We start from the raw sequence: 19,235 nt of genomic DNA, 5'->3' as shown, positions 1-19,235 counted from the left end.
GTCGTCGCGGCCCAGAACTATTGTCGACTCCCTTCGGGTGGTCCGGGCCGACGACGCAGCCGTCTTATCACACTCAAAATCGCAGACCAGGTCGCATGAGCAGCAAATCCGAATTTCTTTGGTACATCCCCAACGAGGTCAAGTCCGGGCATCGGGGCGACGACGTCGTCGAAAACCACAACAGCCTCCAGACCCTGACGGACCACGCGAAAGCGCTTGAGGACAATGGCTGGAAGGGCGCCCTGATCGGAACGGGTTGGGGCCGTCCCGACACTTTCACGCTTGCCGCTGCCCTTGCAGCGCAGACGACCTCCTTCGAACCGCTCATCGCTATCCGACCTGGCTATTGGCGGCCGGCGAACCTCGCGTCCGCCGCAGCCACGCTTGACCACCTGACGGGCGGGCGCGTGCGGATCAACATCGTATCGGGGCTGGACAACCTTGAAGCATATGGCGACAGCGAGGGGGACCAGCCGCACCGTTACGCCCGAACCAAGGAATTCTTGCGGCTTGTCCGAAAGCTATGGACCGAGAAGAACGTCACCTATATCGGCGAACATTTCCAGGTGACCCAATCCACCGTCGTGCCACGCATCGAGGTGCGCGGTGACCGTCGGCATCCAAAACTCTATTTCGGCGGCGCTTCGGAGGCGGCCGAGCGGGTATCGGCCACCGAAGCGGATGTCCAGCTCTTCTGGGGTGAACCGCTCGATGACATAGCACAGCGGATCGAGCGTCTTAAGGTCCTCAGCAAAAAGTTGGATCGCGACCTTCCCCCACTGGAATTCGGGTTACGCGTTACTACGCTGGTCCGCGATACCGCCGGCCAGGCTTGGACCGATGCCGAAGCAAAAGTTGCCGAAATCGCGAGGCGCGAAGGCGTCTCCTTTAGCGATCCCCATCGGTCCGTTGCAGTTGGCCAAAAACGGCTGCTCGATCTGCAGGCGCGCGGCGAGGTGCTCGACGACAATCTTTACACTGCCCCAGGAAAATTCGGCGGCGGCGGCGCCGGCACCACCTGGCTGGTCGGTTCGGCAGCGGACGTTGCCAATTCATTGCGCAACTACCGGGATCTTGGGATAAGTCATTTCGTGCTGTCCGACACACCGTATCTGCCAGAGATCGAGCGGCAGGGGCAACAGCTGCTTCCCCTGCTAAGTGAAGCGGATTAAATCATCGGATCATCCGCGCTGGTCGCGAGATCGTCGCGAATCCTTGGCCCGGATCGCATGATATCGTGGGCCCGCTGCCGAGAAGCTGAAGTGGCGTCAGTCGCGCAACTCAGCAGAGACTACGTTTCCGTAACTCGGCATCCAAGCTGGTCCCCAGAAAGATCCCATGAGGCGACGGGCGGCGGAACTCAGGTAAGGTTTCGGGGTCCGACATCCTAACCCTGGAGACGTCTCATGAATCTCTCATCCGTTGCTGTGCCGCCCGTCGACGAGAAGACTGCCACAATTTTCATGGCACTAGAATTGAGCAAGTCGACCTGGCTTGTGGCCCTGCACTCGCCGGCGGTCGACAAGATCAGCCTGCATCGCCTGCAAGGAGGCGACACCGAAGGGCTTATGGCTCTCATTGAACACCGGCGCGAACAGGCGCAGGCCGCCTTGACGCGTCCGGTTCGGGTAATGTCGTGCTACGAGGCCGGCTACGACGGTTTCTGGCTGCATCGTTTCCTGTGCGACCTCGGCATCGACAATCAGGTTCTGGACGCGGCCAGCATCCTGGTCGACCGCCGGTCACGCCGCGCCAAGACGGATCGCCTCGATGCGGCGGCGCTGCTGCGCACGCTGATGGCGCTGGAACGTGGCGAGCCGAGGGTCTGCCGGGTTGTGCGAGTGCCGAGCCTCGAGCAGGAGAACGAACGACCGCCGTCGCAGCCGGGAACGGGCTCGGCTCGTCAACGAACGCGGCCAGCATTCGAGCCGCGTCAAGGGGCTTTTGATGACCCAGGGCATCCGCGACTTCAAGCCAGCCAGACGGGACTGGCGTGAGCAGCTCGAGACGCTGCGCACGGCTGACGGGCGGAATCTACCGCCCTGCCTGAAGAACGAGATCAAGCGCGAGTGCCGCCGCTTGTGGCAAGTAATCGAGATGATCATGGAGGTCGAGGCTGAGCAGCGTCAAGCCGCCGAGACCACAGCTCCCGGGATCGTCCAACTGAGTCATCTGCGTGGCATCGGCCTGACGATCGCAAGCGTAATGACGAACGAGGTGTTCTTTCGCGATTTCCAGAACCGGCGTGAGGTCGCCGGCTATCTCGGTCTTGCATCCAGCCCTTGGAGCAGCGGCGCGGTCAGCCGCGATCAAGGTATCCAGAGATCAGGCAATCCGCGAGCGCGACGAACCGCCATTGAACTTGCCTGGATGTGGCTGCGCCATCAGCCCGATAGCAGTCTCGCGCGCTGGTTTCATGAGCGCGTCGGCGCCGCAAAGGACGCATCCGCCGCACCATGATCGTCGCCTTGGCGCGCAAGCTGATAATCGCCTTGTGGCGGTATCTGACCCAGGGCCTGCTGCCGGAGGGCGCCATGACCAAGGCCTGACGAAAAAGTTCGACGCGAGGGCGGCCAACGTCACTTGCGACGAAGCGGGATGGATGTGGACCGGCGCCCCCCAGGGCAGTTAACGCCGTCAAAAAGATGGGTCCCATCCTTCCCGGCCTCGCCAAACTTGCCCGTGCATGCGGGATATGGGTGCAGGCTCCGCCCGAGCCGACCGGAATTGTTCCGCAATTCGCCGCGAGGCCGATCCCGACAGCGTCCGAGGTGATTTCGCCGCCGCTACCGTTGACACAACTCGCCTCATATGAGGGGGGGGTTCAAAGGTTTCGTTCGCTCGGTAACTCGTTCAAGTAGTCCCAAGCCGCCCTGAGGCCGGAAGGGACCTGGAAATGACGTCCTTGGCTTAATCTCGGATAATGGCCCGACGGGACTTGCAAAAGTCGACTTCAACCCAGCGGCGAAAGCCGTGCCAAAGTATCCGGCTGGCTGTCGCTGCGAAGCAGCTTCAGACAATGCTGCTTCAAACGCAGAAACTCAATGGACGCGATCATTTCTGCCGTTCTCGGCCTGTCGAAACCCACAATGATCTCCTCATGGATGCGGCCCGGCTGCGCCTTCATGACGATGATGCGATCCGAAAGCAGCACCGCTTCGTCGATATCGTGGGTGACGAAGACAATCGTGGTTCTGAATTGGTCCCAAACCTCCAGCAGCAGTTCCTGCATCCTGAGCCTGGTGAGCGCATCAAGCGCTGCGAAGGGTTCGTCCATCAAAAGTAGTCTGGGCTGATTGATAAGCACGCGGGCGATCTCCACGCGCTGTTGCATGCCGCCGGAAAGCTCGCCGGGGTAGCGGTCTGCAAAACCATTGAGGCCGACGAGCTCCAGGATCCTGTCCGCTTCGCGCCTGCGTGCGGCGCGCCCGACGCCGCGCATTTTTGGTCCGAACGCGACATTGTCACGAGCGTTCTTCCACGGGAAAAGTGTGTGATGCTGGAAGACGATGCCTCGCTCCGGATGCGGGCCTCGCACGGGCAGGCCATCGACGCAAAGCCTGCCTGAAAGCGGCGCAATATGCCCAGCCAAGGCGCCGAGAAGGGTAGACTTCCCGCAGCCCGACGGGCCCAAAAGACACACGAATTCGCCCGGCGAGATTTCGAAGCTCACATCGCTCACCGCCTCAAAGGCCGCGCTGCCCCGGCCCAGCTTTAATGAGACGCGTTCGGCCGCGATGCGGCCTAACGTTGCCTGGAATTTGCGCTCCTGAACATTCATGATTTAGCTTCCTTGCTGTGCCACGGGAGGAGTGCCGCTCCCACGGCCTTCAGCGCAGCACTGCTCGCCATGCCAAGCAGCCCAATGACGATCATGCCAACAATGATCTCGGGATAGTTCTGGAGCGTATAGGATTCCCAGGTGTAGTAGCCGATGCCGTACTGACCGGAGATCATTTCCGCGGTGACCAGGCAGAACCAGGACGTGCCCATCCCGATCACCAGTCCGGTGACAACGCTCGGTGCGGCGCCCGGGATGATCACCTCCAGGAGCATGGCTGAGCGGGTGCTGCCCAGGCTGCGTGCGGATGCGATCAGCCGAGGATCGATGTTTTCGACACCGTGGACGGTGTTGATCAGGATTGGAAAGAGAGCGCCCGTGAAAGTGATGAAGATCATCGAAAGCTCGGAAGACGGAAACATCAGAACCGCCAGCGGGATCCATGCTACAGCAGGGATCGGGCGCAACAGCTCGAGAGGCGCCTGTAGGAAGTCTCCGGCAAATCGCAATCGACCGATCAGCAGACCCAATGTGACGCCCGCCACAGCGGCGATTCCATAGCCTGCGAAGACGCGCTCAAGGCTGCTGACTACGTGAGAAAAGAGCCGCGGTGAGTGAAAGAACTCAAGGCCAGCCGACGCGACGTCTGCCGGAAGCGGTACATTCGAAAAGGTAACGACGCCGAAGTCCAATTTCAGAGTGGAGGCCATCTGCCAAAAAGAGAGGCAGATGGCGAGAGAGCACGCCCGGCGTAGCCAGCGGCCGAGTTGAAGGCCGATCATTGGTCGCCTTGATTGCTTGCCACCAAGGCAGCTCTGACCCCGACAAAATCCAGCACCTTCCCCCCATTCGCCTTGGCCCAACTCTCGGCTTTTTCCTTGAGAAGGAACGCGCTGACCACGCCGCTATCGGAGCGCACGAACCAGGCCTGGTTGCCTAAGAGCTTGATGCCGCTGTCGCGGTCTTGCGCATAGAATACCCTTACGGCCTTTCCCTCGCCTTCTATTGACTTGAGTGCCAAAAAGGCATTTTCCGGCGAGGCGTAATATCGGACCCGCGGTTCGCCTTCGACCCAGATCTCGGCGACGCGCTTGGGATCGTTGATCTGCTGACCTGTTGAAGCATCGTTGGCCTTTAACGGCAGCTGCTCGTAATTGTTCAGCGCCGCTTCATAATCCAAGCCTGACGCCTTGAACGCCGCTCGAATGAAACGATCATCGACGAAGGTGTCGACATCAAGAGAGGTGTCCGCCTTCTTGAGGAGCTTAAGAGTCCCAATTGCGGTGGCCACGGCCTGTCGATACTCTGGCTTCCACGTAAGATCGCGGGTCTGCAATCCAAGCGGACCGTGGAACAGATAGTCCACTTCGGCGTCGACGCCCGTGATCTTCCCGATCAGCTCGCTGTACTTCTCGGGCTCTCTGCCGATGAGCTGGTCTGCCTCGATCGCAGCACGAAGGTAGGCGATGACGACCTCGGGATATTTTTCGGCGTAGGAAGCATCGACCAAGACGCCGTGAAAGGTTGGCACCTTTGCCTGCGAACCATCATAGATCTTGCGGGCAAAACCGCGCCACGGGAAGAGCTCCGCAAACGGAACGAAATCGGCATGCGCGTCAATTTGATCCGCCTTGAGAGATGGACCGGCGACCTCGGGAGCTTGGGTAATGATCTTGACGTCGTTTTCGGTATCCCAGCCTTGCGCCTGCACGGCTCGCAACAACATCCCGTGCGAAGTCGAAGCAAACGGCACCGAGATCGTCTTGCCCTTTAGCTCCGACAGCGATTGGATGGGTGAATTGGCCGGCACGACGATGCCGTTGCCGCTGCCATTGACGCTTCCCGAAAGCACTGCAATGAAAAGACTCTTTTTTCCCGCCTTGAGGTGCGCAAGACCGTTCAACGAACCTGGAAAGTCTGCCATGACCCCAAAATCGAGCTTGCCCGCGAGCTGCTCATTGGTGATTGGCGCGCCGCTCGTGAAGTTCTTCCACTGAATGTCATAGGTGGCGGCTTGGTACCTGCCGTCGTGTGGAAGGTATTTTTCAAGGAGATTCAATTCGCGGATAAGAAGCCCGCCGGTCGCAGTATTGATCGTCGTGTCCTGTGTGCCGATCGCCACTCGAATGGTTTCTGCTTGGGCAGCCGAAACCAAGACGGCTGCCGCCAGGGTGACTGCAGCGAAGGGTGTGCGCAAATTCATGGTCCTGTTCCATTCATTGTGTCCGGGTTCCCCCCGGTGGCTGTTTGGTTCGGCGACCCGGTGGACGAACGCTCACCGCCGTCCCGCTGGTTATGAGGCGCCCTGGCTAGCGGGATAAGCAATTATTTGCCCCCCAAGCAGACCAGCGGACGGTTCGTTGAGGTGGACAAAGTATTGAGGCCAGGCAGGCTTCTATCGACAATTCAAACGCTTACGGAGCGCTCAGCAACGGGCACCGGTCGCAGAACCGAGACAATCGTTCCCGCCATCGCCAAAATGCGCAATCATTTTTCTTTATAGTCTATAGAACTTATATAGTTTTCCTCCTGCTCTTATGGAGGACCGATCATGACCCTGCCAGGGAACGCTACAAGCGCGGCTAACGAACGAAGGCAGCAGCCACGACCAGCACTTCCCAATCAGGTTTTGCTCCCTGGTGGCCAGGCACTCTTCCTGAGCGAAAGCATCGAGGGGCTGGATGAAGGCGCGCATTTTCTGGACACGCTGAACCCGGACGAAGTGGCGAGGCTCAACGGTCACGGCCGGCGGCTCGCCTTCTCGACCGGTGAGGCGATCTTCAGCCAGGGCGATCGGCACGGGGGCATTTTCATAATCGAAAGCGGGCAGGTGCGTGTCTTTTATACCGCTCCATCAGGACGGGAGATCACGCTCGCCTATTGGACTGCCGGACATTTTATCGGCGGTCCCGAGATGACCGGCGGAGGCGCTCACATCTGGTCCGGCGAGGCGCTTAGTGACTGCGAGATCCTTTTTCTGCCTGCCTCCGCGCTCAAGCGGCTCCTCACTGAGCTTCCGGGCTTCGCTCTGTGTCTCGTGCAGGGGCTAGCAGCAAAGGGCAGATGCTATTCGGCCATGGCGCAGATGCTGGGAACTCGCTCGGTGATCGAGCGCCTGGCCCAATTTCTGATGAATCTCGGAGAACTCCATGGGGTGCGTGACGGGCATGCCGTAATCATAAACGCCAAGGTGACGCATGATCAGATTGCCGCGATGGTTGGGTCAACGCGCCAGTGGGTAACGATGATGATGAAACGCTTCCAGAAAGATGGGCTGGTTACGGTCACGCCGCGTCAAATTCGCATCGAGCGCCCGCACAAGCTAATGAACATGGTTTCGAAGGATGGCGCCAGTAATCGGCCTTCGACAGTTCTAGCCGAGCCGTGCCAGGGCCCAGCGCACCGTCTTGCGGACGTCGGGATCGGCATCGCCGCTGTGATTCATCAACGCGTCGCGTGAGGCCGGGGCAGCGATTTCGCCAAGCGCGGCGGCCGCCTCCTTGCGCACGGCTGCAATCTCGCTTCGAAGCAACTCTGAAATTGCCGGAACTGCCGCATGGGCTTTGAGTTTGCCAAGCGCGTTCAGGCATCTGAGTTGGACCTGCCAGTACTCATCCTCCAAGGCCGCAGTGAGCACATGGATCACCGCGGCTTGGCCAAGTTGGCCGAGCGAATCCGCGGCGACAGCGCGCACCCGCCAGCTATCATCGCCAAGCGCTGCCGCGACCGCCGCAGCGGCCGCCGGCTGGCTCGAGAAGGAAAGCGCACTTATAGCGACTGTCCTGACGCCAGCATCCAGGTCCAGCGTCGCGGCAATCAGCGACGGCAATGTCTCCTCTAGTTTGAGGTAGGCGACAACGCCAATCGCCTGGGCTCGTACATCAGGATTCTGGTCGCGCATGGCTGCTAGGGCCGGGGCGAGCGATGCCGGCGATCGCAGCTCTCTTAGCCCTCGAAGGGCTGCTGCTCGGACGAAAGTGCTCTTGTGTTCGAGCAGCGGTCTGATCAGTTCTGCTGCAGTAGGATCCTTGATTTCGGCAAGACCGTCGGCCGCCGCCTTTGCCACGGGCTCGTCATTATCCGTGACCAACTTGACGAGTCCCCTTGCCGCTTCTTTCGAATCGAATTCGGCAAAGGCAAGCGCAACCTGCAATCGCACGGCCTCACTTGGGTCGTCGATCGCGGCCAGAAGATGAGGGAGCACTTCGGGCCACCCGGTAGCGCCAAGATCAATCACCGCCAACTGGCGCACTCTGCTGTCTGTGTCATTGAGGCGTTCGACTGTTCCATCGATGTCGCCGAACTCTTCAAAGGGATCGAAGTTGCTCATGTCATCGCAACAAGTAGGGGATGTTCACGGTGACTGCACCTGTTGGGCAATCCGTCTCGCACGGCATGCAATACCAGCATTCGTCGAATTTCATGTAGGCTTTGCCGGTCAAATCGCTGATGCGCAGTACGTCGAGCGGGCAGACGTCGACACAGACGGTGCAGCCCTTGTCTGCGATGCATTTCGCATCGTCTACGACTACGGGGATGCTGGTAGGCGAAAGCGCGAGAGGCATATATTCTCCCAGTCAAGCATTTTTGGAAACACGCAGACGATCGTAGGCTGTCCGCTCTTCGTCCTCGATAGGGACGAGGTAGGGTTGGACGGCTCGCTTCTCGGAAACCATTTGGTCGTCAATCTTGCGCAGCAGGGTGTGGCAGAACCAGTTCGCGTTGTCCTTCTCCGGATGATCAACGCGATGATGGTAGAGGCCCCAGCGGCTTTCGGTGCGAAAGAGCGAAGCATGGGCTGCCATTTCTGCGCAATCGAGGATCGAAGAGACCTCTAGGCAACGCATGAGCTCATGAGCGTCGCGGGCGACAAGTGCTGTCTCCAGATCGTCTCGCACCTCGGCAAGCCTATCCTGCCCGATCTTCATCTTGGCGGTGACCTTTGGCGGCTGCAGATAGTCGTTGACGAGGCGCCGGGTCTTGTATTCCAACTGGTTTGGCGGAATGCCGTCGGCGCGCCGGGTAGGCGCCAACACCCGTTCCCGCTCCCGCCCGAGCAGATCGCTGTCGAATTCCGGCAGGTCAACCTCACCCGCGATTTCGGCCGCGTGTTCTCCAGCTATCGCGCCATTGGTGAATGCGCCGAGCATGTAGTTATGTGGAACGCTGGCCATGTCGCCCGCTGCGTAAAGGCCGGCGACGGTCGTGCGAGCATATTCATCGACGAACACCCCAGATGCGCTATGGCCTGAACAGAAGCCGATCTCAGAGATATGCATCTCAATCATTTTGTTGCGGTAATCGGTCCCGCGCCCTTCATGGAATCTTCCGCGTGAGGGACGCTCGACTCTGTGCAAGATCCTTTCGATCTCGCTGACCGTGTCGGAATGCAGGTGATTGAGCTTCAGGAAAACCGGCCCCTTGCCGGACTTGAGCTCGTTATAGAACTCCTGCATCATCTGTCCCGACCAATAGTCGCTCTCGATGAAGCGCTTGCCCTCGTTGTTGGCAGTGTATGCCCCAAATGGCCCCGCAACATATGCGCAGGCGGGACCATTATAATCCTTGATCAGCGGGTTGATCTGGTAACATTCGAGATTGGCGAGTGCGGCGCCTGCGTGATAAGCCATTGCATACCCGTCCCCCGAATTGGTCGGGTTCTCATAGGTTCCAAACAGGTAGCCTGAATGCGGCAAGCCGAGCCGGCCCGCCGCGCCCATGCATAAGATCACGGTCTTCGCGCGAACCACGAGAAACTCGGCGGAGCGTGTATTTACCGCGATGGCTCCCGCGATCCGGCCATTCTTCGCGGTCAACAGGCGGGTAGCCATGTAGCGATTGGAGATCAGAATCCGCTCGCGTCTGAGCTGGCGATAAAGTGCCTTTTTTACCGTGTCACCATTCGGCATCGGCAGGACGTAGGTTCCGAGATGATGAACCTTCTTCAGGTCGAAATCGCCGTTGGCGGTCTTTTGGAAGCGTATACCGAAGCGATCCAGTTCCTCGATGATTTCATGACAACGCGAAGCATATTTGACAATGGGCGCCTGGTCGACGATCCCGTCATTGGCGATTGTTATCTCCTTGGTGTACTGCTCGGGTGTGGAGTAGCCAGGCACAACGGCATTGTTTAGTCCGTCCATGCCCATCGAGATCGCGCCCGATCGCTTAACATTTGCCTTCTCGAGCAGCACGACCTTTAGGTCCTGGCTGCGCTGCTTGGCCTTCAACGCGGCCATCGGGCCAGCTGTGCCGCCACCAATTACCAGAACATCGCAAGCGACTTCGGTTAGCCCATCGACAAGGTGGTCCATTGTGCTGCTCAACGCTGAGTGTGGGTGATTTCGCGCAGATAGCGCCAGGGATAGATGCCGCGGTCGTGACCATCGGAAAAAACCAGACGCATGGCGTAGGACCCGATAGCCTCGGCACTAACGATTGTAACGTCGTCGAAGGAATGCTCCTTTCCTTCGAGGGCGGACCGGATCTGATGGGCCGCTCGGCTGAGTTTGCGCAATTGTGATGCCTGGACACCAGCTCGACTGCCGTCGTCCCACGTGATGGCTAGGGATCGACGGTCGGCATCGATCCTTATTTCCAAAGGTTTCATGGCGTTTCCCGGTGGTTCGACGCCATTGTACGAGTGAGTCTCGATTGGACACGCAATAAATTGCCTGCCTTCCGTAGTCGAATTGCAGGCGAGCGAACTCCCGGTAGGCTGGCAAAGGCTGCAGCCATGACCACCCAGACCTTATCGACAGGTCATCGCGGGCACCGCCGCGTGACCGGCTCGACCTGTTCCTCACGACGGCAAACCGCATCGGCTCGCCAGTCGGCAATGTCAGACTTCTGGATCAGCTGGACGCTCAATGTACTATACGACGAAGGCTTGGGGGTGACCGCGTCTCCTGTTCAAGGGCGCCACGTCAAGCGCTTTTCCGGGGACATCGGTGCGCCGTGACGGCGCGCGAGGGTAGCATGATATAATCGGAACCCTTCCCAGCTTTGCAGCCCATCGATCCTCGGCGAAGCTAACGTTTCTTGCGGCTCCCTGGTTAAGGGCAGCTGCAATCTACTCCGCCGCCAATCTGACACCCGGCCTGTCGGCAAGCAGAACCGCAACGTGGTCAACAGCCTGCGCCGCCCGCTTCAGAATGAGTTCGGACCGGAGCACACCGTCGGTGAAATCCTTGTCGGTCGCGTACACCGCCGTGGGCAGAGTGAAAGCCTCGAAAAAGCCGAACAGCGGCCGCAGCTGATGCTCCACGATCAGGGCATGGCGCTCGCCGCCTCCGGTCGCGGTCAACAGCACGGGCTTGCTCCTCAGCGCCGACGGATCGATCAGGTCGAAGAAATGCTTGAACAGCCCGGTATAGCTGCCCTTGTAGGTCGGTGAGCCGACCACGAGCACGTCGGCTGCAATGACCTGCGCCAGGATCGTCTGCCCTCGGTCATCGAGATCGCGCGACCATCTGGCTGCGCCCAGCGACGGGCCGACATCGTCGATGTCGTAGGTGTGCCCCGTCAGGCCATGGCGTGTGGCGATGTCCTGGACGACAAGGTCGACAAAGCTGCGCGTCTTCGACGGTCGGGTGATGTTGCCGGAAAAGCCGACGATTGCTGGGCTGGACATGGAACGGACCTCCAATGACGCTTCCGATTGAGAACGGGGCGGCCCTGCCGGGCCGCCGCTTGGCGAAAATGATTCCTCCGGGCGTAAAGTCCCGGCGGCGGCTCCGATCAGCTCCAGGCATGCAAGGGCGGGTTTTCGCCGTTGAGGAAATACTTGCCGAGGATTGCGTATTTCCAGCGCACGGGATCATGCAGCGTATGGGTGCGGGCGTTGCGCCAGTGCCGGTCGAGATTGTGCTCGGCGAGCGTCGAGCGGGTGCCCGCCAATTCAAATAGCTTGTTGGTTGCCGCGATCGCGATCTCGGTCGACAGGATCTTCGCTTCCGCGGTGACGATCTGCGCATGCGCCACCGTCTCGGCGGTCGGCTCAACCACTGCCTTGTCGATTGCCAGGCCGGCCTTTTCCAGCAGCGCCTGCGCGGCATGCAGGCGCAGCGTCAGGTCGCCGACCGCCTGGATCGTGTAGGGATCATCCCAGGCGTTGTCGACGCCGCTGTCGATCCAGGCGCGGCTCCTGGTCCGGACGAACTGAACCGTCTCGTCGATCGCGGCCTGCGCGATGCCGGTGTCGACCGCGACCTGGATGATCTGGAAGATCGCGCCGTCGGCGGTCGGCCTGTCGTAGCCCTTGTAGCCCGGCACCAGGTGTGTCTTCGGCACCTTGACGTTGTCGATGATGACGGTGCCCGACAACGTGGTGCGCTGGCCGAAGCTCGACCAGTCGTCGATCACCGTCAGCCCGGGCGCGCCACGATCGGCGATCGCATACCAGGCACGGCCCTCGCCATCGAGCGCCACGATCGGCACCAGATGCGCGAGCAGCGCGCCGGAGGAATAGAATTTCTGGCCATTGACGATCGCATGGTCGCCGGCGTCGGTGAACTTCGTTTCGAAATCGGCCGCGCGCTTGGAGCCGAATTCGGAAAAGGCATTGCCGAACCGCGTGCCCCTCAGCACTTCGGCGAAGAGCAGCGCCTGCTGGTCCTTATCGGAAACGGTGCGGATCGCCGCGACGACGCCGAGATGGTTCTGCGCGATCTGGCCGATCGAGGAATCGGCGGCCGAGATGATCTCGATCACCTTGGCGAGTGTCGCGTAAGACACTTCCGGGCCACCGAACGCCCTGGGCACATTGATCGACCACAGGCCGCTCTGCGAGAACTGGTCGAGCTCGGCCACAGGCCAGACCCGGTCGCGGTCGCGCTTGGAAGAATCCTTGACAAACTCGGCCGCCAGCCGCTGCGCGACGGCAATCGCCTCGGCGTCGTCCTTGATGATATGCGCGGGCTCGGCGGGCCTGGCGACCGGCGGCACGGCGGCCGCGGCCCTGCCGGTCTTGACGTTGGACACAGTCATTTCAGTCTCCTTCAGATTTCGATTCAGACGACGGCATGGAGGTGGCTGGGCGGCGTGGCGGGCGGTGCCTTTTGCCCGAGATAGAAGGCCCGGACATCCTCGCGCTGACGAAGGCTGGTGGCGCCGCCGGAGAGAACGGAGACGCCATTTTCGAGCACCGTGGAGTAGTCGGCATATTTAAGCGCCACGGCCGAGTTCTGCTCGGCGACCAGGATCGACAGGCCCGTCTCCTGGTTGAGTTTCTTCAGCGCCAGGAAGATGTCCTGAACGACCAGCGGCGCAAGCCCCATCGACGGTTCGTCGAGAACCAGCAGGCGCGGCCGCGACATCAGCGCCCGGCCGATCGCGGTCATCTGCTGCTCGCCGCCCGAGGTCAGTCCGGCAAGCGTGCGGCGCTTCTCCGCGAGCCTGGGGAACAGTCCATAGATACGCTCCAGATCCCGGCTGATCTCGCCGCGCCGGCCGCTGCGGCCGATACCTCCGGAAACCAGATTCTCCTCGACGGTGAGGCTCTTGAAGCAGTGACGCCCCTCCAGCACCTGGACGAGCCCGGCTCGCACGAGGTCGCCCGGCCTGCGGCGGGTAACGTCGCTGCCATCGAACAGGATCGTGCCTGCATTGATCTGGCCGCGCTCGGCCGGAAGCAGGTTGGAGACCGCCTTCAGCGTCGTGCTCTTGCCGGCGCCGTTGGCGCCGAGCAGCGCCAGGATCTCGCCGCGCCGAAGCTCGAAGCTGACGCCGTGCAGCGCGGTGATGGCGTGGTTGTAGGTGGCATGGACATTGTCCACGACAAGGATGACGTCATTGCCCGGCATCTCGCGTCTTTCCCGGTTCTGCAAGGAAGAGGACCAGGCGCCGGAACTTTGCTCCGGCGCCGGTTCAGTTGGATCAGTTGGTGGCGGCCACCGCGTCAGCATCGGCCGCGGTGCGCAGCTTGATGCCCTTCTCGGCCGCATAGGCCTCGGACGACTTCTCGATGATTGGCCTCAGCAACGCCCAGTCGGGGGCGATCCAGTCGGAGACGACGTTCCACTTCTTGCCGTCCCACTGCTGGAAGGTCACGTAGCCTTCGCCTTCGTGGTTGTCCCAGCTGACATTGATGGAGTGGAACAGGTCCTTGGCGCCGAGCGCCTCGACCTTGGCCGGATCGAGCTTGAGGTGCTCGAAGCCCCAGCGCACCTCGTCGCCGGTCAGCGTGCGATGGCCGAACTTCTCCTGCGCGATGCGGATCGCCTCGACATTGAGGATGCCGTTGACGATGCCGAGATTGTGGTAGACCGAGCCGATGCGCGCCTTGTCCTCGAGATTGCCCTTACCGGCGCCGTAGACGGTCTTCACGATCTCCTGCACCACTGGATAGGTGTTGCCCGAAGCCTGCGTGGTGATGGCGGTGTAGCCCTTGGCGGCGTCGCCGGCGGGGATGACGTCTTCTTCCGAATTCGACCAGACATTGCCGATGATGTGGTCGACCGGGTAACCGACCTTGACCGCCGTCTTCAGCGCCACCGGGTTCATCACGCCCCAGCCGCGCAGCACGACGAAGTCCGGCTTGGCGCGGCGGATCGTCAGCCACTGCGACTGCTGCTCGTTGCCCGGATGCGGCACCTCGATCTGCTGCACGGTGAATCCGTATTTCTGCGCCAGCAGCTCATAGATCGGGATCGTCTCCTTGCCGTAGGGCGAGCCGTGATAGAGCACGACGATCTTCTTGCCCTTCAGCTTGTCGATGCCGCCTTCCTTGGCGGCGATGTAGTTCACGATGCCGGACGTTTCGCTGTAGGGGTTGAGCAGCAGCGGGAAGACATATGGGAACACCCGCCCGTCGGTGGAATCGGTGCGGCCGTGATTGACCGTGATCAGCGGCACCTTGTCGGCGGTGATGCGGTCGATCATGGCATAGGCAATACCGACCGAGAGCGGATTCCAGGCGGCCGCGCCCGCATGGCTCTTCTGCCGCTCGTAGCATTCGACGCCGCGTTCGACCTCATACTGGGTCTCGCATTCGTCCCAGGTCAGCTTGACGCCGTTGACGCCGCCGTCGCGGATGTTGATGAGGTTGAGATAGTCTATGAAGCCGCCGAAGAAGCCGGTGCCGCCGGCCGCGTAAGGCCCGACACGATAGCTCTGCAGCGGGAAATACTGCTCGTCGGCGTGGGCGGCCGGCAAGGCCACCGACACGGCCAGCGCCGCCGACAGCGCGAGCGCCTTGACTGTGCTGAGGAAGGTCATGGTTAGAGGTACTCCAGTATGGGCGTTTGAGTTGCCCTGGTTTATTTTCCGATTGTCTGCGTTGGTTTGGAGAGCGTTGCTCCCAGACCGGCTCAGCTCGATTGCCAGGCGAGCAGAAGCCGTCTCCGGACCCTGTCCCACAGGGCGACCAGCCCGTCCGGTTCCAGGATCAGAAAGAGGATGATGAGCGCGCCGAGCACGATGCGCTGGCTCATGTCGAGCACGCCGGAGTCGAACAGGTCGCCGAGCAGGAAATTGCCGAGGCGCGACAGCGCCAGCGGAAAGACGACGATGAGCGCGGCACCCAGGAAGGCGCCGCGGATCGAAGCGAGCCCACCGATGATGATGATGAACAGGATCTGGAACGAACGGTCGAGGTCAAAGCCCGCCGGCTCGACGGTCCTCAGATAGGCGAAGGCCCAGATGACGCCGGCGATGCCGATGATGAAGGACGAGATGGCGAAAGCCAAAAGCTTCGTCTTCAGCACCGGAATGCCGATGATGCGCGCCGCGGTTTCATTGTCGCGGATGGCGATGAAGTTGCGCCCGGTCTGCGACGAGACCAGCCGATACGCAAGGAAGGTCAGGATGACGACGACGGTGAGTGCGAACAGGTACCGGCCGACCGCACCGTCGAACTCGAAACCCGCGATGAAGAGCTTCGGCGCGTCGATTACGCCCGAGGCCGAGTCGTTCGAGAACCAGCTGAACTTCGTCAGCGCCCACTGCACGAAGAACTGGGCGGCGAGCGTTGAGACCGCCAGGTAGAAGCCGCGCAGCCGCAGGCTGGGCAGGCCGAAGACGATGCCGATCGCGGAGGCGACAATGCCGGCGAAGATAATGCTGGCGACAAGCGGCAGGCCCTCGACACGCAGGTTGAAATTATAGGCGGCGAAGGCGCCGGCCGCCATGAAGGCGGCGCTGCCCAGCGACACCTGGCCGGCATAGCCGGTGAGGATGTTCAGCCCGACGCCCGCCAGGCTGAGCGCCAGGAAGGGCAGCAGGATCGCCTCGAATAGATAGCTACCGCCGATCAGCGGCACGACGATGTAGGCGAAGGCGATGAGCAGCACCGGCGCGATCCATTTGGACAATTCGGCCGCGGACAATTCGGTTGCGATCGCGCTCATGGCTCAGATCCTTTCGACAAGCTTCTGGCCGAACAGGCCGGACGGACGGATCAGGAGGAAAAAGAGCGCCACGACATAGGCGAACCAGCTTTCGATGCCGCCGCCGAAATAGTCGCCGATATAGACCTCTGCGAGCTTTTCGCTGGCGCCGATCAAGAGGCCGCCGACGATGGCGCCGAGGATGGAATCGAAGCCGCCGAGCACCAGCACGGGAAGCGCCTTGAGCACCACCAGCGAAAGCGAGAACTGAACGCCGAGGCGAGCTCCCCAGAGCAGTCCGGCGACCAGCGCGACGAGCCCAGCGGCTGCCCATACACTTGCCCAGATCAGCGGCAATCTCAGGCCGACGGTGAGCGCCGCGAACTGATCGTCGGCGACGGCGCGGAAGCTCAAGCCGATGCGGGTGTAGCGGAAGAACAGCGACAAGAGCAGCACCATGGCTGCGGCCACCGCGGCGGCGAAGATGTCGAACTGGCTGATCAGCACGCCGCCGACTTCCAGCGGCACGTCCTCGATGCCGAGCTCGAGGCCGTGGACTTGCGTGCCCCAGATCAGCTGGGCCGCGCCCTCGATGATATAGGACAGGCCGAGCGTCGCCATGAACAGCGTGATCGGCGGCTTGTTGGTGAGCGGCCTCAGCACCGCGCGCTCGATGCCGATGCCGAGCGCCACCATGATGGCGAAGCTGACGGCTAAGGCCAGCGCGAACGGGACGCCGCGCTCGACGAGGCTGACGAAGGTCAGCGCCGCAAACAGAAGCAGCGCGCCTTGCGCGAAATTGAGCACGCCGGACGTCTTGTAGATCAGCACGAAGCCGATCGCGACCAGCGAGTACATGACGCCCGACAGCAGCCCGCCGGTCAGCACTTCGAGGAAGAACTGGTAGTCGAAGTCGCCGATCATATGCCTGCCCCTTCCTCATTGTCGGAGGCGACGCCGAGATAGGCATCGATGACGCGCTGGTCGTTCCTGATCTCGTCGGGCGCGCCGTCGGCGATCTTGCGCCCGTAGTCGAGCACCGCGATGCGGTCCGACAGGCCCATGACGACGCCGACATCGTGCTCGATCAGCACCACGGTGGTGGCGAAGCGATCGCGCGCGGCGCGCACATAGGCCGCCATCTCGCTCTTCTCGCCCGCCGTCATGCCGGCCATCGGCTCGTCGAGCAGCAAGAGGCGCGGCTCGGCGACCAACGCACGGGCAAGCTCGACCCGCTTCTGCAGGCCATAGGACAAGGTGCCGGCGAGCCGGTCGCGCACGTCGGTCAGATGCAGGAATTCGAGGATCTGATCGGCGCGGCCGCAGTGCTCGACCTGCTCGCGGCGCGAGCGGCCGACGCCTAGGATCTGACCGGCGAAATTCGACCTCGAGCGGTAAGCGAGACCGGACGCGACATTGTCGAGAACGTTGAGCCCCTTGAACAACGCGAGGTTCTGGAAGGTACGGGCGACTCCGAGGCGCGCCAGTTGCTGGGTCGGGACCTGCGCATAGCGCGCGCCGTTTAGGCGCACATTCCCGTGATCAGCCCGATAAACGCCGCTGATGACGTTGATCAGCGAGCTCTTGCCGGCGCCGTTCGGCCCGATGATGGCGCGTATCTCGCCGGGCCGAACGGACAGGTCCACATCCGCCAGCGCCACTACGCCGCCGAAGGAAAGACCTATGCCTTCGAGGGAAAGAAGCGGCGCGGCACCTTCAGCGACCGCCTGTTCAGGCTTATGGTCGTGAACCTGCCGTTGGGGCCCCGGCAGCCCTTGCGCGAAGATTTCCGGCACGTAGACCGAAGCCTCGATCGCCCCGAAGGCATGGTTGGATATCGGCATTCCAATCGTCCCCAACTGTAGCGAAGGCACGCACGGTCCCGGCCGCACGCTCGATGGAGCGTTCGGTTCATCATCGTCGGCTGGCCAGACGATCTCCGGCTAGCGGCCGGCGTTGCTATTCGGCGGCCAAGGCCGCCGCCGCCTCTGCGTTTTCTAGCTCGCGCACGAGCGGGATGACGTGCTTGCCGAAATACTCGACCTCTTCCTGGAAATGCAGGAAGCCGAGCAGGATGAGATCGGCGCCTGCCCGCTTGAGGTCGACGATGCGTTCGGCCACCTGCTGTGGCGTGCCGATCAGGTTCGACCGGAAGCCGTCATTGTACTGCACCAAATCGTCGAAGGACGATTTTGCCCAGTTGCCCTCGCCTTCCGGCGAGGCCTTGCCGGCATTCTTGACCTCATGGCCGAAGGCATTGACGGCTTCCGGGTTGGCCTTGGCGATAATCTCGGCAAGCACGGCCTTCGCCTCTTCCTCGGTTTCGCGCACGATGGCGAAGGCGTTGACGCCGACCTTGACCGAGTGGTTGTTGGCCCTGGCCTTTGCCTGGATGTCGTCGACCTGCTTGGCGATCTCGGTCCGCGTGTTGCCATTGGTGAAATACCAGTCCGAAACACGCGAGGCCATGTCGCGCGCTGCCCGTGACGAACCGCCCTGAAAGATCTCGGGCAACGGCTGCGGCGGCTTCGGCTTCAGCGAATACTGGTTGAAGCGGTAGAAATCGCCGCGGAAGGTAAAACTGTCCTCGGTCCAGATGCCGCGCAGCGCGCGGATGAACTCTTCCGAGCGGCGATAGCGCTCGTCGTGGTCGAGCCAATGCTCGCCGATGGCGTGGAACTCGCCGCGGAACCATCCGGAGACAAGGTTGATGGCGACGCGACCATCGGTCAGATAGCTGATGGTGGCGAGCTGCTTTGCCGCCAGCGCCGGGTTCCACGGTCCGGGCAGGATCGCGGCGATGACCTTCAGCGTCTTGGTGGCGGCGAGCAGGTCATGGCTGAACGAGACCGACTCATGCTGCTCGTCGGCGCCGTAGCCGGCGGTGAAGCGGATCTGGCTCAGCGCATAATCGAAGCCGGCCTGCTCGGCGATCTGCGCCAGCTTGCGGTTGTACTCGGCCGAATGATTGGTCCTCTGCTCGATGTTCGAGATGACCAGCCCACCCGAGACGTTCGGCACCCAATAGGCGAATTTGACTGTGTCGCGATCATTCTGCGGCATGGAAACCTCCCGGCTTGGCCCGTCCCAACGATCGATCCAGCCTTGGCCGGAAGCTGTCGCCAATT

The 19,235-nt window shown here is 61.6% G+C and carries 18 protein-coding genes and 1 pseudogene; 4 read left to right on the top strand and 15 right to left on the bottom strand.

The features are described from left to right. The first annotated feature begins 95 nt into the window (after nucleotides 1–95). On the top strand, nucleotides 96–1,172 hold the full coding sequence (locus ABID26_RS23325) for an LLM class flavin-dependent oxidoreductase (protein ID WP_354416742.1): 1,077 nt from the start codon (nucleotides 96–98) through the stop codon (nucleotides 1,170–1,172). A 234-nt stretch (nucleotides 1,173–1,406) separates the two neighbouring features. Next, a pseudogene (locus tag ABID26_RS37090) lies at nucleotides 1,407–2,549 on the top strand (IS110 family RNA-guided transposase). Between the two features lie 404 nt (nucleotides 2,550–2,953). On the opposite strand, the gene ABID26_RS23310 reads toward ABID26_RS37090, so the two are convergent. From ABID26_RS23310 to ABID26_RS23300, 3 genes are read right to left on the bottom strand one after another with little or no spacing between them, the layout of a single operon-like run. Beyond that, nucleotides 2,954–3,781, bottom strand: coding sequence for an ABC transporter ATP-binding protein (locus ABID26_RS23310; RefSeq protein WP_126102203.1), 828 nt, complete (start codon nucleotides 3,779–3,781; stop codon nucleotides 2,954–2,956). After that, nucleotides 3,778–4,563 carry an ABC transporter permease gene (locus tag ABID26_RS23305; RefSeq protein WP_354416736.1) on the bottom strand — a complete coding sequence of 262 codons (786 nt, stop codon included), beginning with the start codon at nucleotides 4,561–4,563 and terminating at the stop codon, nucleotides 3,778–3,780. Before ABID26_RS23305 ends, ABID26_RS23310 begins: the two co-directional genes overlap by 4 nt. Further along, a complete protein-coding gene (locus tag ABID26_RS23300) occupies nucleotides 4,560–5,984 on the bottom strand; it encodes an ABC transporter substrate-binding protein (protein ID WP_354416734.1) in 1,425 nt (474 codons plus the stop codon). Before ABID26_RS23300 ends, ABID26_RS23305 begins: the two co-directional genes overlap by 4 nt. A 348-nt stretch (nucleotides 5,985–6,332) precedes the next feature. Here ABID26_RS23300 and ABID26_RS23295 point away from each other — a divergent pair, with 348 nt between their 5' ends. Then, nucleotides 6,333–7,241: a Crp/Fnr family transcriptional regulator gene (locus ABID26_RS23295; protein ID WP_354416732.1), complete on the top strand. Its 909-nt coding sequence runs from the start codon at nucleotides 6,333–6,335 to the stop codon at nucleotides 7,239–7,241. Here the strand turns inward: ABID26_RS23295 and ABID26_RS23290 are convergent. The 4 genes from ABID26_RS23290 to ABID26_RS23275 are packed head-to-tail and all read right to left on the bottom strand — an operon-like array spanning nucleotide 7,155 to nucleotide 10,391. Beyond that, nucleotides 7,155–8,111, bottom strand: coding sequence for a HEAT repeat domain-containing protein (locus tag ABID26_RS23290; RefSeq protein WP_354416730.1), 957 nt, complete (start codon nucleotides 8,109–8,111; stop codon nucleotides 7,155–7,157). The two genes, ABID26_RS23295 and ABID26_RS23290, sit on opposite strands and share 87 nt — an antisense overlap. Nucleotide 8,112: 1 nt before the next feature. Continuing rightward, nucleotides 8,113–8,346 carry a 4Fe-4S dicluster domain-containing protein gene (locus tag ABID26_RS23285; RefSeq protein ID WP_128371421.1) on the bottom strand — a complete coding sequence of 78 codons (234 nt, stop codon included), beginning with the start codon at nucleotides 8,344–8,346 and terminating at the stop codon, nucleotides 8,113–8,115. 12 nt (nucleotides 8,347–8,358) lie between these two features. Beyond that, nucleotides 8,359–10,095 (bottom strand): fumarate reductase/succinate dehydrogenase flavoprotein subunit, encoded by a 1,737-nt coding sequence (locus ABID26_RS23280; RefSeq protein WP_354416728.1) that lies wholly within the window; start codon nucleotides 10,093–10,095, stop codon nucleotides 8,359–8,361. An 8-nt stretch (nucleotides 10,096–10,103) separates the two neighbouring features. Beyond that, nucleotides 10,104–10,391 carry a gamma-butyrobetaine hydroxylase-like domain-containing protein gene (locus ABID26_RS23275; RefSeq protein ID WP_127410164.1) on the bottom strand — a complete coding sequence of 96 codons (288 nt, stop codon included), beginning with the start codon at nucleotides 10,389–10,391 and terminating at the stop codon, nucleotides 10,104–10,106. A 126-nt stretch (nucleotides 10,392–10,517) separates the two neighbouring features. Between ABID26_RS23275 and ABID26_RS23270 the strand changes: the two genes are divergently transcribed. Then, nucleotides 10,518–10,742 (top strand): hypothetical protein, encoded by a 225-nt coding sequence (locus ABID26_RS23270; RefSeq protein ID WP_189406998.1) that lies wholly within the window; start codon nucleotides 10,518–10,520, stop codon nucleotides 10,740–10,742. A gap of 111 nt (nucleotides 10,743–10,853) precedes the next feature. Here ABID26_RS23270 and msuE read toward each other — a convergent pair whose 3' ends face one another. The 8 genes from msuE to sfnG form a co-directional block, all read right to left on the bottom strand. Beyond that, nucleotides 10,854–11,414 carry an FMN reductase gene (msuE, locus tag ABID26_RS23265; protein WP_354416725.1) on the bottom strand — a complete coding sequence of 187 codons (561 nt, stop codon included), beginning with the start codon at nucleotides 11,412–11,414 and terminating at the stop codon, nucleotides 10,854–10,856. 107 nt (nucleotides 11,415–11,521) lie between these two features. Beyond that, nucleotides 11,522–12,769, bottom strand: coding sequence for an SfnB family sulfur acquisition oxidoreductase (locus ABID26_RS23260; protein ID WP_354416723.1), 1,248 nt, complete (start codon nucleotides 12,767–12,769; stop codon nucleotides 11,522–11,524). 23 nt (nucleotides 12,770–12,792) lie between these two features. After that, the gene (locus ABID26_RS23255; protein WP_354416721.1) at nucleotides 12,793–13,584 is read right to left on the bottom strand and encodes an ABC transporter ATP-binding protein; all 792 of its coding nucleotides are present in this window, start codon (nucleotides 13,582–13,584) and stop codon (nucleotides 12,793–12,795) included. A gap of 73 nt (nucleotides 13,585–13,657) precedes the next feature. Next, complete coding sequence (locus ABID26_RS23250) at nucleotides 13,658–14,998, bottom strand: ABC transporter substrate-binding protein (protein WP_354416720.1); 1,341 nt, start codon at nucleotides 14,996–14,998, stop codon at nucleotides 13,658–13,660. Nucleotides 14,999–15,090: 92 nt separating this feature from the next. Then, nucleotides 15,091–16,128 carry a branched-chain amino acid ABC transporter permease gene (locus tag ABID26_RS23245; RefSeq protein WP_354416718.1) on the bottom strand — a complete coding sequence of 346 codons (1,038 nt, stop codon included), beginning with the start codon at nucleotides 16,126–16,128 and terminating at the stop codon, nucleotides 15,091–15,093. A gap of 3 nt (nucleotides 16,129–16,131) precedes the next feature. Continuing rightward, nucleotides 16,132–17,028, bottom strand: a complete 897-nt coding sequence (locus ABID26_RS23240; protein WP_354416793.1) for a branched-chain amino acid ABC transporter permease — start codon at nucleotides 17,026–17,028, stop codon at nucleotides 16,132–16,134. Further along, complete coding sequence (locus ABID26_RS23235; protein WP_354416716.1) at nucleotides 17,028–17,951, bottom strand: ABC transporter ATP-binding protein; 924 nt, start codon at nucleotides 17,949–17,951, stop codon at nucleotides 17,028–17,030. Before ABID26_RS23235 ends, ABID26_RS23240 begins: the two co-directional genes overlap by 1 nt. A gap of 115 nt (nucleotides 17,952–18,066) precedes the next feature. Further along, entirely contained in the window at nucleotides 18,067–19,170 is a 1,104-nt protein-coding gene (gene sfnG, locus ABID26_RS23230) for a dimethylsulfone monooxygenase SfnG (RefSeq protein ID WP_354416715.1), read from the bottom strand. Nucleotides 19,171–19,235: the final 65 nt, after the last annotated feature.

It is taken from the genome of Mesorhizobium shonense (assembly GCF_040545255.1).
Lineage (GTDB): Bacteria > Pseudomonadota > Alphaproteobacteria > Rhizobiales > Rhizobiaceae > Mesorhizobium > Mesorhizobium shonense.
Note: the sequence above shows the minus strand (reverse complement) of the source record. Positions and strands in the feature narration are given on the sequence as shown.